This is a genomic window from Hyphomicrobium zavarzinii ATCC 27496 (genome assembly GCF_000383415.1).
In the GTDB taxonomy this organism is placed as follows: domain Bacteria; phylum Pseudomonadota; class Alphaproteobacteria; order Rhizobiales; family Hyphomicrobiaceae; genus Hyphomicrobium_C; species Hyphomicrobium_C zavarzinii.
On record NZ_KB911257.1, the window covers coordinates 188,639 to 203,894 of the forward strand.

Genomic DNA, 15,256 nt, shown 5'->3' on the forward strand with positions numbered 1-15,256 from the left:
GAAGGCGTCTCAAACGCAGATTGCCGGGCAAGCCCGGCAATCGCACGATCGGTGATTTCCAGGCGGGCAACGCGCCCGGCTGATTGATCCCGGCTTTAGAAGTCGATGCTCGTGCTCAGCCAGAATGTGCGGGGCGGACCGAGAGTGGCACGGCGAGCGCCCCAGTTCATCGATTGAGCGTACGTCTCGTCGAACACGTTGTCGACGTTGAAGCGCAGCTCGACGTTCTCCGTCAGATCATAGGACGTCATGAAGTTGACGAGGAAGTAGTCGGGCAGCTTGCCCTTGATGCCGTTCGGGATGATGCGCTCGGCATCGTCCGGACGGCCGGCCCACGACTCGCCGACGTACTGCACGCCACCGCCGATGGTGAAGGCGTCCGTTACATCATAAGTGGTCCAGAGGGTTGCGGTGACGTTCGGCGTGAAGGCAAGCTCGTCGCCGTTGGTCCTGAGATAAGGACCATAGTCGGCCGGGTTTGCCCGCCGGCGCACATCGTCGAGGTAAGCGCTGTGCTTACGCTCGGTATCGATGAAGGCCGCGCCGCCGAACACCTTCCACTGATCCGTCAGATTGCCGGCAATGCCGAGCTCGAGACCCTGAGCGATCTGCTCGCCGTAGCCCTTCAGCGTCGTCACGGTCTCTCCGGGATCGCGCCCGGTGATCGCGACGTTGTGCTTCTCCGTGCGGAAGAGGGCCGCCGTCGTGGTCAGAGCCCCGCCGAACCAATCCCACTTGGTGCCGATCTCATAGTTATGCATCTCGACCGGCTTCGCCCCGTCCCTGAGGTTGGGGAAGCTGTTGTCGCCGCCGCGGGAAATGTCCGAGGTGGACAGGTAGGAGCCGGGCGGCAGATGAGAGATGCCGAACGCACCGTAGAAGCTGCCGTTCTCAACCGGCTTGTAGACGAGACCAATGCGTCCGCCGAGGGTCGATTCCGAGTCCGAGAAGTTGTCGCCGATGCTGCCGCCCGTGTCGGTGATGTCGACCTGATAGTGCTCCGCCCGCAGGCCGCCGGTGATCTGCCACTGGCGGTTCAACTCGATGGTATCGAAGGCGTAGGCAGCAATGGTGTCGATCTCAATGTCGCTCTTCTCGGTGAAGCGGAACAGGCTCTGCTTCACGCGATCCGGATTGGGATCGTAGAGCGGGGTAGATCCGGGAGCTGGCAACGCGGCCGGCGTATTGCCTCCGCGCGATTCCTCGCGCGTGATCTCGATGCCCGTCGAGACCGTGTGACGCCAGGAGCCCGTGCTGAAGCGGGTGGCGACATTGGTCTGGTTGGTGATGCTGGTGTTGTAACGGTCGTAAAGCTGCGTGGCCGTCGCGACGAGCGGGTTCGTGCCGCCGGGGAGTGTCGTGCTCTCCGGAGGATTCGGATGCGTGTACCGGGACTGGCGGTCCACCTCGGCCCAGCGCGTCTGATTGGTGACGGTGGTGTTGTCCGAGACGTCGTATTCGAAACGCGCCGTCACCGCATTGGTGCTCACGTCGTCAAAGTCGCTTCTGAGGCCATAGAACGCGTCGCGCGGAGCGTTCTTGTAGCGCGGGTTGTAGTAGAGCGTGCCAGGGATCGTCTGGCCGGGAACGCCCCAATCCGGACGATCGTCGCGCTCCAGGTGCTCGTAGGAAAAGATCGCGCGGAAATCGGTGTTGAGGCCGAAGGCGATGGACGGCGCCAAGCCGTAGGCGTTGTTCTCGGCCATCTCGCGGCCTGCGACGCCGCTGTCCTCGATCATGCCGTTCATGCGCACGGCAACGTTGCCCGAGTGCTGGTTGACGTCGATCGTCGCGCGGCGGCGCATCTCGGAATCGTACTGGTCGAAGCCGATGAGAGCCTCGCCTCTGACGAAGTTCTCCTGCTTCGGGGCCTTGGTGATCATGTTGATGTAGCCGCCGGCACCGCCGCGGCCGTTGTCAGACGCCGCGCCCTTCACGACCTCGACCTGCTCGATGTTGAAGGTGTCGCGGGCGTAGCTGCCGGAATCGCGCGCGCCGTCGATGAAGATGTTGGCGCTGCTGTCGAAGCCGCGAAGCTGGAAGTTGGTGGGCGAGGTGCCGAAGCCGTTCTCGCCTGCATTGAAGCTGATGCCCGGGGTGCTTCTCAGCGCCTCCGTCAGGTTTCTCGCGTTGGTCTGCTCGATGACCGTTCCGGAGATCACGGTGACGGTCTGCGGCATGTTGAGGAGCGGCGCCGTCATCTTCGGCGACGTGGAGAAGTCGGCCTTGAAGCTGCCGGGCGCCACGGGGCCGGCCTGGCCGGGGAGCGGCGGGGACGGAGGGGGAGTGGGCGCCGCCTGGGGGGCCGGGCCGCCGGCATCCTGGTTCGAGTTGGCGTTATTGTTGCCGCCGCCACCGCCCACGGTGATTTCTTCGAGGGGCACGTTGGTGCTCTGGGCGTAGGCGGACGTCGAGAACGCCGCCGAGACCGCCAGCATGGGCAGAAGGCCAAGGGTGGTCTTCATGGCAGCCGGTACGGAGATCTCGTTCCGGTCTGACGTTTCGCCTGGAAAATCGCCACCCACGGTCTTGGCGCAAGTCATTACGCATTCCCCCTAAGTAATTACGATCGCTTGAAAAACGAACGTGATGCTTCTGTCGCCCTGGCTAAAGCCCGGCATCGCCGCTGAGCGGCAAGACAAGGGGAACGTGCGGAATCTATACCTCTGATGTCAACTATAAGGGGGTCGCAGTCCGCCCTTTCGCCGCGGAACTGCCACATTTTTGTAACCTTCAGTAATAATACGGATACCCGCTGCGGCCGCTGCGACGTTAGTCCGGCTATATCTCTGATTTTATTGATAATATAGCGACTGCCACTAAGCGCCCTCGCTAATACCCTCATGGATCCTGCGGGCCAGCCAACGGGCGGGGAACACACTGAACAGGGATCCGAAAAGGCCGGCCGCTACGAGGCCCGGCACCCCATAGGGCGCCATTGCGGGAATTGCGATCGCGATAAACGCGCCGTTGATGGCGAAGGCTGGCGCCATCAGCGCGAGGCAAAAAAGGCGGAGCCCTAGCGGGATGTCGCTGGTGCGTGCGGGGGGATGCACTTTCTCCATGATCACCCCTTCGATCCGAACGTGTAGAGGGCGAAGCTCAGGAGCAGAAACCCGCCGATGGCGAGCCCGAATGCGTTCATCCAGAAGTGTGAGCCCGCGAGACCGAGATAGCGGCCGAGGATCACGCGCGCCTTGAGCCCAGCCAGCAGCAGCACGCCCCCGGCGACGATGGCGCGTCCCGCTCCCTCTGGATGCATCGTCGTGAGCGCGGCGGTCGCCGCGCTCAACACCAGCAGCGCGACCCAGGCTTCGACGAGATAGCGCGCAGGCATGGTGTCACCTCAACACGTAGATGATCGGAAACAGCAGCACCCACACGAGATCGACCATGTGCCAGAAGGCGACGGCTGCTTCCATGTTGCGCACGCTGTCAGCCCAAGCGACCAGCGCGAGGACGACTATGCCGGCTACGACGTGAAGCGCGTGGAACCCCGTGATCAGGTAGTAGAACGTGAAGAACTGGCTGGTCTCGATGCCGATGCCGAGGGATGCCTTGCTCGCATACTCGAAGCCCTTCACTATCAGGAAAACGATGCCGAGCGCACCCGCCGCGCCGAGCCAGAGGCGCGCCTTGCGTCTCTCCTCCCGCTCACGCGAGCGGACAGCGACAGCCGCGCAGAATCCGCTGGTGACGAGCACGAGTGTGTTGATGGCGCCCGCCGTCTGATCCAGCATGGCCTGATCGGCGGCGTATTTCACGGGATCGATCGCGCGCACCGCGAGGCATACGATGAGAGCTGCGCCGAACACGAGCAGCTCGCTCGCGATCAGCACCCACATCATCAGCTCTCCGGGAAGCTCCGAGAGGATGTCGCGCTCGCCTTCGGCGGGCCGTATCTCGAGATCGTCCCTCATCCGCTGACCAGATGGCGATAGAGCTGAGGAAGTGCGGCCGTGAGCTTCTCGGGATCGGGAATGACGACATACCCGCCCTTTCCGAAAATCCGGCTGAAGGTCGCCTGTGATTTGCTGTCGATGGTGACGCCGAACACGGTCTGGCCTTGGCGGCGCGCCTCCCTGACCGCCATGTGCGTATCCTCAATGCCGTGGCGTCCTTCGTAGTGGTCGAGATCGTTGGGCTTGCCGTCCGTCAGCACGAGCAGCAGGCGGCGTTGGCGCGGACGCTTGGCCAGTTGGTGCGAGACATGGCGAATGGCGGCGCCAAGGCGCGTGTAATGACCGGGGCGCAATCCCGCGATGCGGGCCTCGACCTGAGGTCCCATCGCATCATCGAAGCTCTTGCATGTCTGGACGAAGACGCGGTCCCGTCTCAGGGACGAGAACGCATCGATGGACGTTTCGTCGCCGCAGGAGTCGAGGCCCCAGGCGAGAGCGATCAGAGCCTCGCGCTCGATGTCGATGACCTGGCGGCCCGCCACGTAGCTCTCAGTCGAACGCGATGCGTCGAGCAGGATGGAGACGGCGAGATCGCGCTCCTGCGTGCGGCTCGCGACATAGACGCGGTCCGAGTGCTCGCCGGTCGCCGCAAGCTCGACGCGAGCCTCGATCGCCGCCTCGATGTCGATGTCGTGGCCTTCGATCTGGCGGGTGAGCTGAACACGCTTCGGCCGCAGCGCCTCAAACTGGCGGCGGACGTTGCGGATGCGCCGGTGTGTGCGCTCCCCATCCGGTGTTTCGGGAACGAGGGGCGCGGGTGTCGCCGCGCCAGCCAGCACGCGGCAATAGTCCGGCAGATAGGTCTTGGTGCGATGATCCCATTCCGGATAGACGTGCGTGCCCGCAAGCCGTTCGAACTCCGCTTCCTCTGGGGAGAGATCTAGGTGGAGCCGCAACCGCGTGCGGGCACGTTGAGGAACCTGCGTGAGGCTGATTTCGTCCTGGTCGTCGGCGGCTTTCTTGGCGTTGTCCGGGTCGTCGTCATCGACACGGCGATTGAGGTTCAGAAACTCCGCCCACGAGAGGATGGCCTCGAACTTGTGCAGGATAAGGTTGTCTTTACGCGCCGCCTGGTCGGAGTTCTTCCGCGACGCCTTGAACGTGCCCTGCTCGGCGTTGGGAGGTGTCTCGGACTCGCCGTGGCTCTCCTCCTCACGCGCGATCTTGGCGCGCTCGGCGAGGGGATTGAGATCCGGCCAGAGCAGAACCGGCATGAAGGGGCGATAGCCGCGCGGCGCAGAGAACCGTGAGAGATCCTCCGCCTGGCCGCGGACGGCAGCCGAAATGGCGGCGGCAAGCTCGTCTCCGGGAGGCGCAGCGCCAAGCATGTGCCGAATTGTTGCTTCGACGGCCGCCTCGTAGCGCGGCAAGCTCCGCTCGGGCCGCTGCTCGCGGCTCGACAACACGAGGGCCGCGTGCACACGGCGCAGCCCGGGGCAGGCGGCCAGCGTGTCGCGCGTCATGCTTTGCGCGGCCTGAAGCATGCGGATGTCCGCCCGCAACGGATCGGTCTCCGGAACGGGGCGGCGGGCAAATACGACGGCGGCGGCGAGCCAGACATAAAGCGCGATGTTGGCGTCGTGATCCGGGAAGGCCGCAATGCGATCCGGCAGGCGCAACGTCTCGCCGTCGAAGCTCGGCTCGGCCAAACGCTCGGCGCTTTGCCCGAGCGCACGGCGCCACGACAGCCGGTGATGCGACTCCTGAGCCGTTGCCGTCTTGATCTCCACATCGCGAGCCCCGCCAAGGCCCCGGAAGAGAACACCGAGGCGTCCGCGCGTTTCGTCGAGCGTGGCGGCGGCGTGATCGAACGTATCCGGTGCGTCGAGACCGCTGACAAGCGAATGCCACAGCTTCCCGACGCTTTCCTCCGGCTCCCAGGGCTCGAAATCGACGCCGCTCATCTTGCTCCGCTCACCCGTAGACGGCCGTCACGAGATCGTTGAGGCCTTGCTTCACATCCGGGTCGTCGCTCAGCGGCTCGATGAGAGCGGCACGAATGGCCCGCTCGATCGCCATGCCGCCATGAACGAGGCTCGCGCAATAAACGAGCAGGCGCGTCGAGACGCCTTCCTCGAGATCCTGCCCCTTCAAGGCGCGGAGCTTGCCCGCAAGGCGGACCAGCGGCGCGACGCGCTCCTTCGAAAGACCGCTTTCGCTCGCGACAATGTCGATCTCGCGCTGCGGAGCGGGGAAATCGAAGTCGATCGCGAGGAAGCGCTGCCGCGTCGACGGCTTCAGCGTCTTCAGGATGTTCTGATAGCCGGGGTTATAGGACGCGACGAGCATGAACTGCGGGCCGGCTTCCAGCGTCTCTCCCGTCCGCTCGATCGGCAGGATGCGCCGGTCGTCGGTCAAGGGATGGAGGACAACGGCGACGTCCTTTCGCGCTTCCACCACCTCGTCGAGGTAGCATATGGCGCCTTCGCGAACTGCCCGCGTCAAAGGACCGTCCACCCACTCGGTCTCACCGCCCTTGAGCAGAAAGCGGCCGATGAGATCGGCAGCCGAGAGGTCGTCGTGACAGGCGACCGTGTAGAGCGGCCGGCCGAGAACCGCGGCCATATGGGCCACGAACCGCGTCTTGCCGCATCCGGTCGGTCCCTTGAGCAAGAGCGGCATCCGGTTGCGGTAGGCCGCCCGGAACACGTCGCACTCGTCTCCGTTGGGGAGGTAGAAGGGGGCAGATGCCCCCTCCGAGAGTTGAATGGCCGCCATGCTTCTACTCCGCTGGGTTCAACGCGGTGGTCCGGCCGGCCGAGATGATCTCACGGCGCGGCACGAGTGTAGCGAAGACGAAGAGGAGCGCGCCGATCACGACCGCGACGCCCGCCCCGAAGCGCATGTAGTAGAAGAGCGCGAGCTGGTCCTGAACCTCCATGTAGTACTGGCCCAAGACCCGCTGCAGGTGCGTCTGGATCGTGCCTGCGAACGTCAGCACGAAGGTCATGAACGCCATGCCGCCCGCCATCAGCCAGAAGCTCGCCATGTTGAGCACCTGGTTGTAGGGATCGCGGTTCTTCAGCATCGGGAACGCATACGTGAAGATCGCGAGATTGAGAGAGACGTAGGCTCCGAAGAACGCGAGATGGCCGTGGGCCGCCGTGATCTGCGTGCCGTGGGTGTAGTAGTTCACCCCATGCAGCGTATGCAGGAAGCCCCACACGCCCGCGCCGAAGAACGCCAACACCGTGCAACCGAGCGACCACAGCAGGGCGGCCTTGTTGGGATGATCACGACGTCCCTTCCACACCATGACGAAGCTGAACACCATCATGAGGAAGAACGGAATGATCTCGAGCGTCGAGAACACCGAGCCGATCCACTGCCAATAGCCGGGCGTGCCGATCCAATAGTAGTGGTGACCGGTTCCGAGAATGCCGGAGAACAGCGCCGTGCCGACGATGACGTAAAGCCACTTCTCGACGATCTCGCGATCGACACCCGTCAGCTTGAGCATGAGGTAGGCGAGGATCGACGCCATCACCAGCTCCCACACGCCCTCGACCCAGAGGTGGACGACGTACCACCAGTACATCTTGTCGAGGCTCAGGTTGTGCGGGTTGTAGAAGGCGAACAGGAAGAAGATCGCGATGCCCCAGAGGCCGATCAGAAGCACAGTGGTGATCGCCGTCTTCTTTCCGGCGAGAACCGTCATAGAGATGTTGTAGAGGAACATGAGCGCCGCGACGACGATACCCATCTTCACCCACAAGGGCTGCTCGAGGAACTCTCGCCCGTCCTTGCCGAGCAGGATGTTGCCCTGGAACAGATCGAAGACATAGGTGACCACAGCGCCGAGCGTGCCGAGCACCAGGATCGCGAGCTGATAGTAGGCGATTTTCGTCGAGTGGATCTCACGCCCGGCTTCTTCCGGAACGATGAAGTAGGCCGCGCCGAAGAAGCCGACCAGCAGCCACACGATCAACGCGTTCGTGTGAAGCATGCGGACAATATTGAAGGGCAGGAGTTCCGACAGGGTGTTGGGCGAGATATAGATCCAGCCGGCCAGCAGCCCTCCCGAGACCTGCACGATAAACAGCAGCATCGCCGTTAGAAAGTAGGCGAAGGCGATCTTTTGACTTTCATATTTCATCGCATTTTTCTCCGTGCATTCGTCTTCAGCCGGAATCCTTGGGGGGCCAGCCCTGGGTGTCGGTCTTGTCCGCCCAGATCAGGAAGTTGGTGAGGTCGCGGATCTCCTCATCGGTGAGGTGGAAGCGCGGCATCTGACGGCGGCCCGCGATCCCCGTGGGCTGCGCTTCGATCCATCCCTTGAGAGCAGCGAATGCATCGTCCGGAGATTCCGTCACACCCCAGCGGGTCATGACGTTGCCGACCTCAGGAGCGAAGTACGCTCCCTCGCCGTGCAGGCTGTGACAATTGATGCAAGCGTGCGTCTCCCAGACGCGCTTTCCGCGTGCGACCGAGTCCGTGAGCGGCATTGCCACCGTGGTTTTTGTGACGATCTGGTAGTGGCTGTGAGCTGTCAGCCCCAGAAAGATGATGATGAAGAAAAGCGACCCGCCAAAAAAAATGTTCCGGGCCATGGTTTTCGTCATGACTTCGCGCATTGTAGACAGCCTCCCTTCGACGGCCCATGGGTGGCCAACACTGGCGCGAAGGGAACAGGCCTTACTTGACGAAAGGCAAGAGTCTCGCCGTTTTCTGAACTGCGGACGGACACAAACGGCGCATGAGGCGCGTCGTGTTGCCTCAGCCGCGCAACACTATGATGAGGCTGTTCGGGCGCGACGATCCGCGCATGATGGCGCACAACGTGAGCCCACCTTCGGGCTTGCGGCGCAGGCGCGATAGAGCTCGTCCGCTAGGACGCGTCGCCCGACGATGCCGGTTTTCTCTCCATCGGCCGGGCGGGCACCCGGCCGGGGCCGAGATCACGGGCGGCGGCGTTCTCGAGAGCCTGCATCTCCTTGCGAACGAGATCGAGATCCGCTTCGCGAACCGTGGCGTCGATCTGCTCGCGCAACGATGCGACCGTGCGTTTGGCCATGCCTGCGTATCGGCCAATCGTGCGTAAGAGAACCGGCAGATCCTTCGGACCCACAACGACCAACGCGACAAGCGCCACGATCAGGATCTCGCTCCAGCCGATCTCGAACATGGGTCACCTCACGGATTTCGAAGGACCTAAAGGGCGTCTGCGGGCTTGCGGGCGGCTTCGTCCACGCCGATCTCCGGAAGAGGCGGGACGGCCTCGTCAGCAAGGCCTTTCTTGAAGCTCTTGATGCCCTTGGCGACGTCGCCCATGAGATCGGAGATCTTGCCTCGTCCGAACAGGAGCACGGCCGCGAGAAGGACCAGAAGGATGTGCGGTACGCTGAGACCCATTTCTCTCTCCAGTTTGGCTGCGTGCTCTTTGCTTGTGCCGCTCCGCCCGCAGGCTAGGGCTTCTGTGCGGCCGAGGCCGGGAGGATTTCGAACTCTGCCTTGATGATGGGATGAATCCAGCAGCGCACCACCGCGGGTCCGGCCTGGCGAAGCGTGAGCTTCCGCTGCGTGCCCGGAACCTGTGTATCCAGGTTGTCGACCGTACCATCGGGATAGGTGATGTAGAGATTGTGGGCCATGTCTGACTGATTGTCGAAGATGATCACATCGCCGACGTGCTTGACGCCCTCGATCGCTTGCAGCTCCATATGATGGATCACCACCCGATGCTCGGCAGCGTGAACCGCACCCGACACGAGCGCCATGAGGCACATCGCCCAGACCGCTCTCAGAAAGATCATCGCGCTTCCTCGCATTGTGCTTGCTCGTGTTGTTCTGGCTCGTGCCGTGCCTGTTACGGCAGCCGCGGAATGGCCGTCTCCAGAGGCTGTCCCTGGATCGTCTTCAGATAGGCGATCAAGTCGTCTCGCTCCTGCTTGGTCAACTTGATGGCTTTCATCTCGGGCGAGAGGCTCGGGCGTGCCTTGCCGCCATCCTCGTAGTGCGAGATCACCTCGCCGATCGTCTTCATGCTCCCGTCGTGCATGTAAGGACCGGTGAAACGGAGATCGCGCAGGGACGGCGTCTTGAAGGCGTGGCGCATGATCACGACAGTCGGCGGCGCGAACTCGCCTCGGCCGATGTCCTCGGAGGCTAGGCCGATGTCGTGGAAGCTGTCGTCAGTGAAGCGCCAGCTCGAATGGCATTTGTTGCAGCGCCCGGCCTCGTTGAAGACGACGAAACCGCGCTTCGCCTCTTCGGATATGGCGCTTTCGTCTCCTTCGATCCAGCGGTCGAACGGCGCGGGATTGGAGACGAGCGTCCGCTCGTAGGTAGCGAGCGCGGCGAGCGTGTTCTCGATGCCGATCTCCTGGCCGGGGAACGCAGCTTCGTAAAGCCGTGCGTAACCATCGATGCCCTTGAGACGCGTCACCATCTCATCAAGCGGCATTCCCATCTCGTGCTCGGCCGTGAGGGGGAGAGCGGCCTGCTGCTCGAGCGAACCAGCGCGTCCATCCCACATCAGGGCCGTGAGCCACGCCGCGTTGAGCACGGTCGGCGTCTTGCGCGGAAGCGGCACGCCTGTCACGCCGACGCCGCGCGGAAGACCGTCCGACCAGTCGAAGCCGGGGTTGTGGCAGGACGCGCACGAGATGGCGCCCGTGCGGGAGAGGCGTGGATCGAAGAAGAGATGCTTGCCGAGCTCCGCCTTCGCCGCGTCGAAGGGATTGCTCTTGGGAAACGGGGTCTCGGACGGGCGCCGATACTTCTCCTTGAGCTCACGCGATACCAGCACCGTCTCGGCCGCGTGAGCGGCGAGGCCCGCGAAAGCGCTGGCCAGCACGACGAGCGTGGCGGCGGCCATACGGAACGACAACATGTGCGCTGCCATCTCGCTCCTCACCTAGACCGGTCCGGAATTTTCGGGGATCTTGTCCTCGATGTCGGCGGCAACGGCGAAGTGGCCGCCCTCTCGCAGGCTCGCAAGAACGATGTCCCGCGCCACCAGATCGACGAGGTTAGCGAGGGCCGCAAACGCGGCGTCCGACTGATAGCCACACGCGCCGATGCTTCCCTCCGCCTCGCTCCCCTTCTGGCCCAGCAAGCCCGCCAGAAGCGCCTTGCGTTTCGGCTCTATGCCGCTCGCAAACTCTCCGAGCGTCGCGCCGTTCAGCTCCGGCTGGAAAGCGAACACGCTACTTCTCACCAGAAGGTCCGTCGTGATGACCGGATCGTCGTAGCCTTTGAGACGCGCGGTGAACGGCGAGCGGCCCGCCACCGCCGCATCCACGATGGCGCCGGCGCATATGAAGCGCCACGCCGCGCTGGTCGTGCAGCGGGATTCGCGATAGAGGCGGAGGATCTCTCCATAGGCCGCAGGCACGGACTCGAGGCCTGCCTCCGCCAAGAGCGCGCTCGGCCGAAAGGGAACGCAGCGCCAGCGCGCGCCGTGGTCGATGTCGGCGACGCGCCAGCCCGAAATCTCGATCCCGCGCCCGTACTGAAGCGCCAACCGATCCAGCCTGGCGACGAGGTTCCTGTAGCAGGCGGAAAGTGCGGCGACCGCTCCGGTCGAGGAGAACGTGTAGACGATCTCCTCCAGCTTGCCGGAGGCGTTCGCACAGTCGTCGATGGTGCACTCCTTGCCGTCGAGGATGACCTGTCTGTGCCCGTCGCGCGCCGAGACGAGAATATCCGTCTCCGCCGTACGTGTGACGGGATTGCGCAGAAAGAATCCCACGACGAAGACGCGCTCGTCCTTCGCCGCCTCCGAAGCCTGGATGGTTGGCTTCGGCGTTTCGGCCTTCAACGGCGACAGCAGGTTATGAGGAATCCACATTGTGCACCGGCTCGGATGACGGAGGGGGCTCTTACGATTTCGGCTTAACCGTCACTTTGCCCTTCATGAAGGGGTGCGGCGTGCAGATGTATCCGTACTCTCCAGCCGTGTTGAATTTCAGCGATAGGGACTGGCCGGCGCGAAGCATGTCGCCCACAACCTTTAGTGGCTCCGACAAGAAGACGTTGTGGGGGACGGCGTCATGATTGGTCCAGGTCACGGTCGCGCCTTCCTCGACCTCAATGGCCGCGGGCGCGTATTTCATCTTGGAGATGTCCACCTTGACGGCCTCCGCAGGTGCGGAGCCGGAATCGACCTTCTCGATCGCATCGGCGGCGAGCGCTGCATCGAAGGCTGCCGCCACGAAAACAAATAAGGAAAGAACAGTCCTGATCTTCATCGTCTCACAGATCCTCTTCACGAATGGAGAACGGGCAGCAACGACGGCGGCCGTTGCTGCCCCAGTGACGGTGGGCGATCAGCCCGCCTTACCCACGATGGGCGAGATCGTGCAGTGATAAGTCATCGCGTCATCCTCGGCGCCGAAGCACCAGATGATGTCGTTGGCGAATTCCGGACGGTAGACGGGAAGCTCGCCTTCAGTGTTGAGGCACGGGCAGGTGAGCGCGACGTTCTTGCCGCAGCAATCGCGGTAAGCGATGAGGTAGCTCTGCTTGTCGCCGGGGTTGTAGCAGCTCGCCACCCAGGAGCTCGGCGAGAGCTTGGTGCCCGGAGGGCAATCGGTGAGCGTGCCGCCGGCGCAGCCGCAGATGTAGCCGTCGAGCGAGCAGTGACGCCAGTAGTCGCACTGGTGGATATCCTGGTCCTGCGGATGCCAGCCTTCGCGGCTTCCGGCGCCTGCATGCGCGCGGCTCACGCGGCCGCTGCGATCGACCGGCAGAAGAGGCACGAGGGCAGCGCCGGCCACGGCGGTGCCAACGCGGCTGATGAAGCTACGGCGGCTGGTGCGCCCGGCGATGTGCCGGGAGAACTTTTCGACGAGGTCATCGAATTTGCTTCTGTTCGTCATTGTCGTTGTTCCATTGATTTTGAAAGTTGATCCCTAGACGTAGTCGCGACCCTGCGGCCCGCCCTCACATGGTGAGCGGAGGAGCAGAGTGCTCCGAGGGGGAGCCCTTCTTGGTCGCCATGTAGTCCTGCAGAGAGGCGTGGCCGGTGCGGCTCGCCTCGAGCAAACTTTCGAGGTGCTCGCGCGTGTTGCAGAGACCCTTGGCCTTGATCACGCCGGCTTCGTCGATCAGCACGCCGTAAGGCACCTTGCCGACCTGGAAGCGCATGCCGATCTCGGCCGAGATCACGTAGGACAGGTTGTCGAGCTTGTGCTTTGCGAGGAACGCCTTGTGCTCCTCCTCGGCACCGTCGCTCACCAGCATCACGTTGATGCCTTCAGCGCGCGCCACGGACTTCACGATCGGCAGAAGCTTCTCGCAGGCGGGGCACGTGGGCGAGGTGAAGAGCAGCATGGTCTCGTGACCCGCCGGATCCACGCCGCCGATCTGACGGCGCTGACCCTTGACGTCGATGATGCTGAACGTCGGGGCCTTGTCGCCGATGCCGGGGCCGTGATCGGTGATCATGGCGCCAAGCGGCGCGGAGCGTTCGTGCAGGAGACCGACCTGCCGGGCAATGCCGAGGAGAACCAATCCCCCGGCGCAGAGAGCGACCCACTGAAGGACGCTGGACGCGATTAAGAGCTCGTTTGTCATCACAGTGTTCCTTCCTTGGCGATCGTACGCTTGCTCAACGGAAGCTGGCGGAGCGACACCAGCTCATTTGCACAGAGGTAGATGAGCACCACGCTCGCCGCCGCGAGCGCGGCGATGATGAAGTCGTTGGCACTCACGGCCCGCGTCCACATCGGCTGCGCGGCGAGCCAGGCGGCTCCCCCAAAAAGCGCGATGTTGCGTGCCACCAGCGCCCAATTCAGGCGCTGGCGAAGTCCTTGGCGGAAGCATCCGCAGTCGATCTCCGTGCGGCCGCGAAGGATGTTGATCGCGATCGCGAGTGCAAAGACGACGAGGAGGGCTCCGGCGGCAGCGGCCGCGATGTGCGGCACGATGCCAAGGGCGAGGGCTGCAGCGATGACCAGCTCGATCCAGGGCAGAGCGAAGGCGAAGGCGCCATCGACGGCCCTGGGAAGCAGACGGAAGTTGCGGACGACGCCGTGGAACTCGTCTGCGTTCTGGAGCTTGGAAATCGCCGCGCCTGCGAAGACCAGTGCCAGCAAGAAGCGCAGGAACAGGTCAATCATCGGGAACGACGATACCAACATGATCAAAGCCTCACTGATCGACAGTCGTCAGGACCAGCGGAACCGAGCCGAGCTGCTCGACCTTCGAGGTCTCCTTGCCGGTGGCGGCGTCGTAGATGTAGAGCGTGCGATCCACGGAGGAGAGACCGTAGAGCTGGGGCTCCTTGTCCGCGCTGACGCCGATCGAGTTCACGTCGTGATTGAGCTCGATCTTGTTCAGGCGCTTGCCGGTTGCCGCGTCATAGACGAACACGAAACGGCTCGCGTACTTATGCGTCCACTGCGCGCGCTGATCGGCGAGAAGGAAGATGCGGTTGCTTTCGCGATGGTAGGCAACCATGTTCCAGCCGCCCGGCGCCCACTTGTCGGCTTTCTCCTCCGGCGTGAAGGCCTCGAACGTATCGAGGAATTTCGCGTCTCCGGACGAGAAATCGACCTGGTACATGGTGCCGTCGTAGCTCGGCCACACGAGGCGCTTGGCCTTGGTGGAGTAAGCCGGCGTGTTGATGAGATGCTTGTTCTCCGGGTGGAGAATCTTGGTCTTCTCGTGCTTCAGGCTGCCATCCTTGCCGAAGGTGGCCTTGAGGAGGTGGCCTTCGCGGCAGTGCATGAAGAACGTGTCGCTGGCGGTCGGGAAGATGTGATAGCAGTCCGGAACGTCCATCACCTTCACGAACTTCTTCGCTTCGAGATCGACAAGGCCGACGCCCGGGCTCGGCGAGAACTGATAGAGCAGCAGCGACTTGTCGTCGGGCGTCAGCGCCGTCATCCACTGGTAGGTGTTCACCAGCAGGCGGATCTCGGGGATGTCGATGTCGGCGATGACGTTGTGCGTCTGCGCGTCAAGCACCTCGACGTAATCGTCGCGCTTGCCCTTCGAGATGCGCGAGAACACCGTGCTCGCGTGGGCGAAGAACTTTCCGTCCGAAGAGACGATCGGGTTGGGAACGAGGCCCGTGTCGCTCTGTGCCAGCAGCTTCGCGTTGTTGCCGTCGACCGTGATGATGCGGGTCGCGACGGCGAAGTCGGCCGGATCGGTCACGTAGACGCGGCGCGCGTCGCTCGGAGGCGCGGACAGGATCTTGGGATCGTCCTCGAGCTGCGAGGTCACTTCCTTGGAGACGTGCTGCGGAATCGCAGCGCCGCCGGCGAGCGCGTATGAGCTGACAACCGCAATCGCCAAGGCCGAACAAGCGGCTGTAAGCGTGGGCGACGAAAACTTCATGTCTT

Annotated in this window: 18 protein-coding genes; all 18 read right to left on the reverse strand. The window is 63.4% G+C overall.

The genetic code is table 11. The features are described 5' to 3' along the window. Positions 1 to 95 precede the first annotated feature (95 nt). Positions 96 to 2,543: a TonB-dependent receptor gene (locus F812_RS0108770; RefSeq protein WP_156827337.1), complete on the reverse strand. Its 2,448-nt coding sequence runs from the start codon at positions 2,541 to 2,543 to the stop codon at positions 96 to 98. A gap of 276 nt (positions 2,544 to 2,819) precedes the next feature. Next, a complete protein-coding gene (locus F812_RS0108775; protein WP_040498094.1) occupies positions 2,820 to 3,065 on the reverse strand; it encodes a hypothetical protein in 246 nt (81 codons plus the stop codon). Positions 3,066 to 3,067: 2 nt separating this feature from the next. Beyond that, complete coding sequence (locus tag F812_RS0108780; RefSeq protein WP_020085599.1) at positions 3,068 to 3,337, reverse strand: cytochrome C oxidase subunit IV family protein; 270 nt, start codon at positions 3,335 to 3,337, stop codon at positions 3,068 to 3,070. Between the two features lie 4 nt (positions 3,338 to 3,341). Continuing rightward, positions 3,342 to 3,920 (reverse strand): cytochrome c oxidase subunit 3, encoded by a 579-nt coding sequence (locus F812_RS0108785; protein WP_020085600.1) that lies wholly within the window; start codon positions 3,918 to 3,920, stop codon positions 3,342 to 3,344. Further along, positions 3,917 to 5,866: a nitric oxide reductase activation protein NorD gene (locus F812_RS0108790; RefSeq protein WP_020085601.1), complete on the reverse strand. Its 1,950-nt coding sequence runs from the start codon at positions 5,864 to 5,866 to the stop codon at positions 3,917 to 3,919. Before F812_RS0108790 ends, F812_RS0108785 begins: the two co-directional genes overlap by 4 nt. Positions 5,867 to 5,876: 10 nt before the next feature. Next, positions 5,877 to 6,680: a CbbQ/NirQ/NorQ/GpvN family protein gene (locus F812_RS0108795; protein ID WP_020085602.1), complete on the reverse strand. Its 804-nt coding sequence runs from the start codon at positions 6,678 to 6,680 to the stop codon at positions 5,877 to 5,879. A gap of 4 nt (positions 6,681 to 6,684) precedes the next feature. After that, positions 6,685 to 8,058 carry a cbb3-type cytochrome c oxidase subunit I gene (locus F812_RS0108800; protein ID WP_020085603.1) on the reverse strand — a complete coding sequence of 458 codons (1,374 nt, stop codon included), beginning with the start codon at positions 8,056 to 8,058 and terminating at the stop codon, positions 6,685 to 6,687. 25 nt (positions 8,059 to 8,083) lie between these two features. Then, positions 8,084 to 8,536 (reverse strand): c-type cytochrome, encoded by a 453-nt coding sequence (locus tag F812_RS0108805; protein WP_020085604.1) that lies wholly within the window; start codon positions 8,534 to 8,536, stop codon positions 8,084 to 8,086. Between the two features lie 254 nt (positions 8,537 to 8,790). Continuing rightward, the gene (gene tatB, locus F812_RS23245; RefSeq protein WP_020085605.1) at positions 8,791 to 9,087 is read right to left on the reverse strand and encodes a Sec-independent protein translocase protein TatB; all 297 of its coding nucleotides are present in this window, start codon (positions 9,085 to 9,087) and stop codon (positions 8,791 to 8,793) included. 26 nt (positions 9,088 to 9,113) lie between these two features. Then, positions 9,114 to 9,314, reverse strand: coding sequence for a twin-arginine translocase TatA/TatE family subunit (gene tatA, locus F812_RS0108815; protein WP_020085606.1), 201 nt, complete (start codon positions 9,312 to 9,314; stop codon positions 9,114 to 9,116). Positions 9,315 to 9,367: 53 nt separating this feature from the next. Beyond that, a complete protein-coding gene (locus F812_RS0108820; RefSeq protein ID WP_020085607.1) occupies positions 9,368 to 9,715 on the reverse strand; it encodes a cupredoxin domain-containing protein in 348 nt (115 codons plus the stop codon). Positions 9,716 to 9,768: 53 nt separating this feature from the next. After that, complete coding sequence (locus tag F812_RS0108825) at positions 9,769 to 10,806, reverse strand: cytochrome c peroxidase (RefSeq protein WP_020085608.1); 1,038 nt, start codon at positions 10,804 to 10,806, stop codon at positions 9,769 to 9,771. A 12-nt stretch (positions 10,807 to 10,818) separates the two neighbouring features. Further along, the gene (locus F812_RS25395; RefSeq protein WP_020085609.1) at positions 10,819 to 11,754 is read right to left on the reverse strand and encodes a methylamine utilization protein MauJ; all 936 of its coding nucleotides are present in this window, start codon (positions 11,752 to 11,754) and stop codon (positions 10,819 to 10,821) included. A 31-nt stretch (positions 11,755 to 11,785) separates the two neighbouring features. After that, positions 11,786 to 12,154 (reverse strand): cupredoxin domain-containing protein, encoded by a 369-nt coding sequence (locus tag F812_RS0108835; RefSeq protein WP_020085610.1) that lies wholly within the window; start codon positions 12,152 to 12,154, stop codon positions 11,786 to 11,788. Positions 12,155 to 12,232: 78 nt separating this feature from the next. Beyond that, positions 12,233 to 12,784, reverse strand: a complete 552-nt coding sequence (gene mauA, locus F812_RS0108840; protein WP_020085611.1) for a methylamine dehydrogenase (amicyanin) small subunit — start codon at positions 12,782 to 12,784, stop codon at positions 12,233 to 12,235. Between the two features lie 64 nt (positions 12,785 to 12,848). Further along, positions 12,849 to 13,481, reverse strand: a complete 633-nt coding sequence (mauD, locus tag F812_RS0108845) for a methylamine dehydrogenase accessory protein MauD (RefSeq protein ID WP_020085612.1) — start codon at positions 13,479 to 13,481, stop codon at positions 12,849 to 12,851. Continuing rightward, positions 13,481 to 14,047: a MauE/DoxX family redox-associated membrane protein gene (locus F812_RS23250; protein ID WP_020085613.1), complete on the reverse strand. Its 567-nt coding sequence runs from the start codon at positions 14,045 to 14,047 to the stop codon at positions 13,481 to 13,483. Before F812_RS23250 ends, mauD begins: the two co-directional genes overlap by 1 nt. A 10-nt stretch (positions 14,048 to 14,057) precedes the next feature. Then, positions 14,058 to 15,251: a methylamine dehydrogenase (amicyanin) large subunit gene (mauB, locus tag F812_RS0108855; RefSeq protein WP_020085614.1), complete on the reverse strand. Its 1,194-nt coding sequence runs from the start codon at positions 15,249 to 15,251 to the stop codon at positions 14,058 to 14,060. Positions 15,252 to 15,256: the final 5 nt, after the last annotated feature.

Coding starts and splice junctions, on each gene's coding strand:
- F812_RS0108820 (WP_020085607.1), bottom strand. CDS start 9,715: ATGATCTTTCTGAGAGCGGTCTGGGCGATGTGCCTCATGGCGCTCGTG.
- mauA (WP_020085611.1), bottom strand. CDS start 12,784: ATGACGAACAGAAGCAAATTCGATGACCTCGTCGAAAAGTTCTCCCGG.
- F812_RS0108775 (WP_040498094.1), bottom strand. CDS start 3,065: ATGGAGAAAGTGCATCCCCCCGCACGCACCAGCGACATCCCGCTAGGG.
- F812_RS23250 (WP_020085613.1), bottom strand. CDS start 14,047: ATGTTGGTATCGTCGTTCCCGATGATTGACCTGTTCCTGCGCTTCTTG.
- F812_RS0108805 (WP_020085604.1), bottom strand. CDS start 8,536: ATGCGCGAAGTCATGACGAAAACCATGGCCCGGAACATTTTTTTTGGC.
- mauB (WP_020085614.1), bottom strand. CDS start 15,251: ATGAAGTTTTCGTCGCCCACGCTTACAGCCGCTTGTTCGGCCTTGGCG.
- F812_RS0108795 (WP_020085602.1), bottom strand. CDS start 6,680: ATGGCGGCCATTCAACTCTCGGAGGGGGCATCTGCCCCCTTCTACCTC.
- F812_RS0108770 (WP_156827337.1), bottom strand. CDS start 2,543: ATGACTTGCGCCAAGACCGTGGGTGGCGATTTTCCAGGCGAAACGTCA.
- F812_RS0108825 (WP_020085608.1), bottom strand. CDS start 10,806: ATGGCAGCGCACATGTTGTCGTTCCGTATGGCCGCCGCCACGCTCGTC.
- mauD (WP_020085612.1), bottom strand. CDS start 13,481: ATGACAAACGAGCTCTTAATCGCGTCCAGCGTCCTTCAGTGGGTCGCT.
- F812_RS0108785 (WP_020085600.1), bottom strand. CDS start 3,920: ATGAGGGACGATCTCGAGATACGGCCCGCCGAAGGCGAGCGCGACATC.
- F812_RS25395 (WP_020085609.1), bottom strand. CDS start 11,754: ATGTGGATTCCTCATAACCTGCTGTCGCCGTTGAAGGCCGAAACGCCG.
- F812_RS0108790 (WP_020085601.1), bottom strand. CDS start 5,866: ATGAGCGGCGTCGATTTCGAGCCCTGGGAGCCGGAGGAAAGCGTCGGG.
- tatB (WP_020085605.1), bottom strand. CDS start 9,087: ATGTTCGAGATCGGCTGGAGCGAGATCCTGATCGTGGCGCTTGTCGCG.
- F812_RS0108835 (WP_020085610.1), bottom strand. CDS start 12,154: ATGAAGATCAGGACTGTTCTTTCCTTATTTGTTTTCGTGGCGGCAGCC.
- F812_RS0108800 (WP_020085603.1), bottom strand. CDS start 8,058: ATGAAATATGAAAGTCAAAAGATCGCCTTCGCCTACTTTCTAACGGCG.
- F812_RS0108780 (WP_020085599.1), bottom strand. CDS start 3,337: ATGCCTGCGCGCTATCTCGTCGAAGCCTGGGTCGCGCTGCTGGTGTTG.
- tatA (WP_020085606.1), bottom strand. CDS start 9,314: ATGGGTCTCAGCGTACCGCACATCCTTCTGGTCCTTCTCGCGGCCGTG.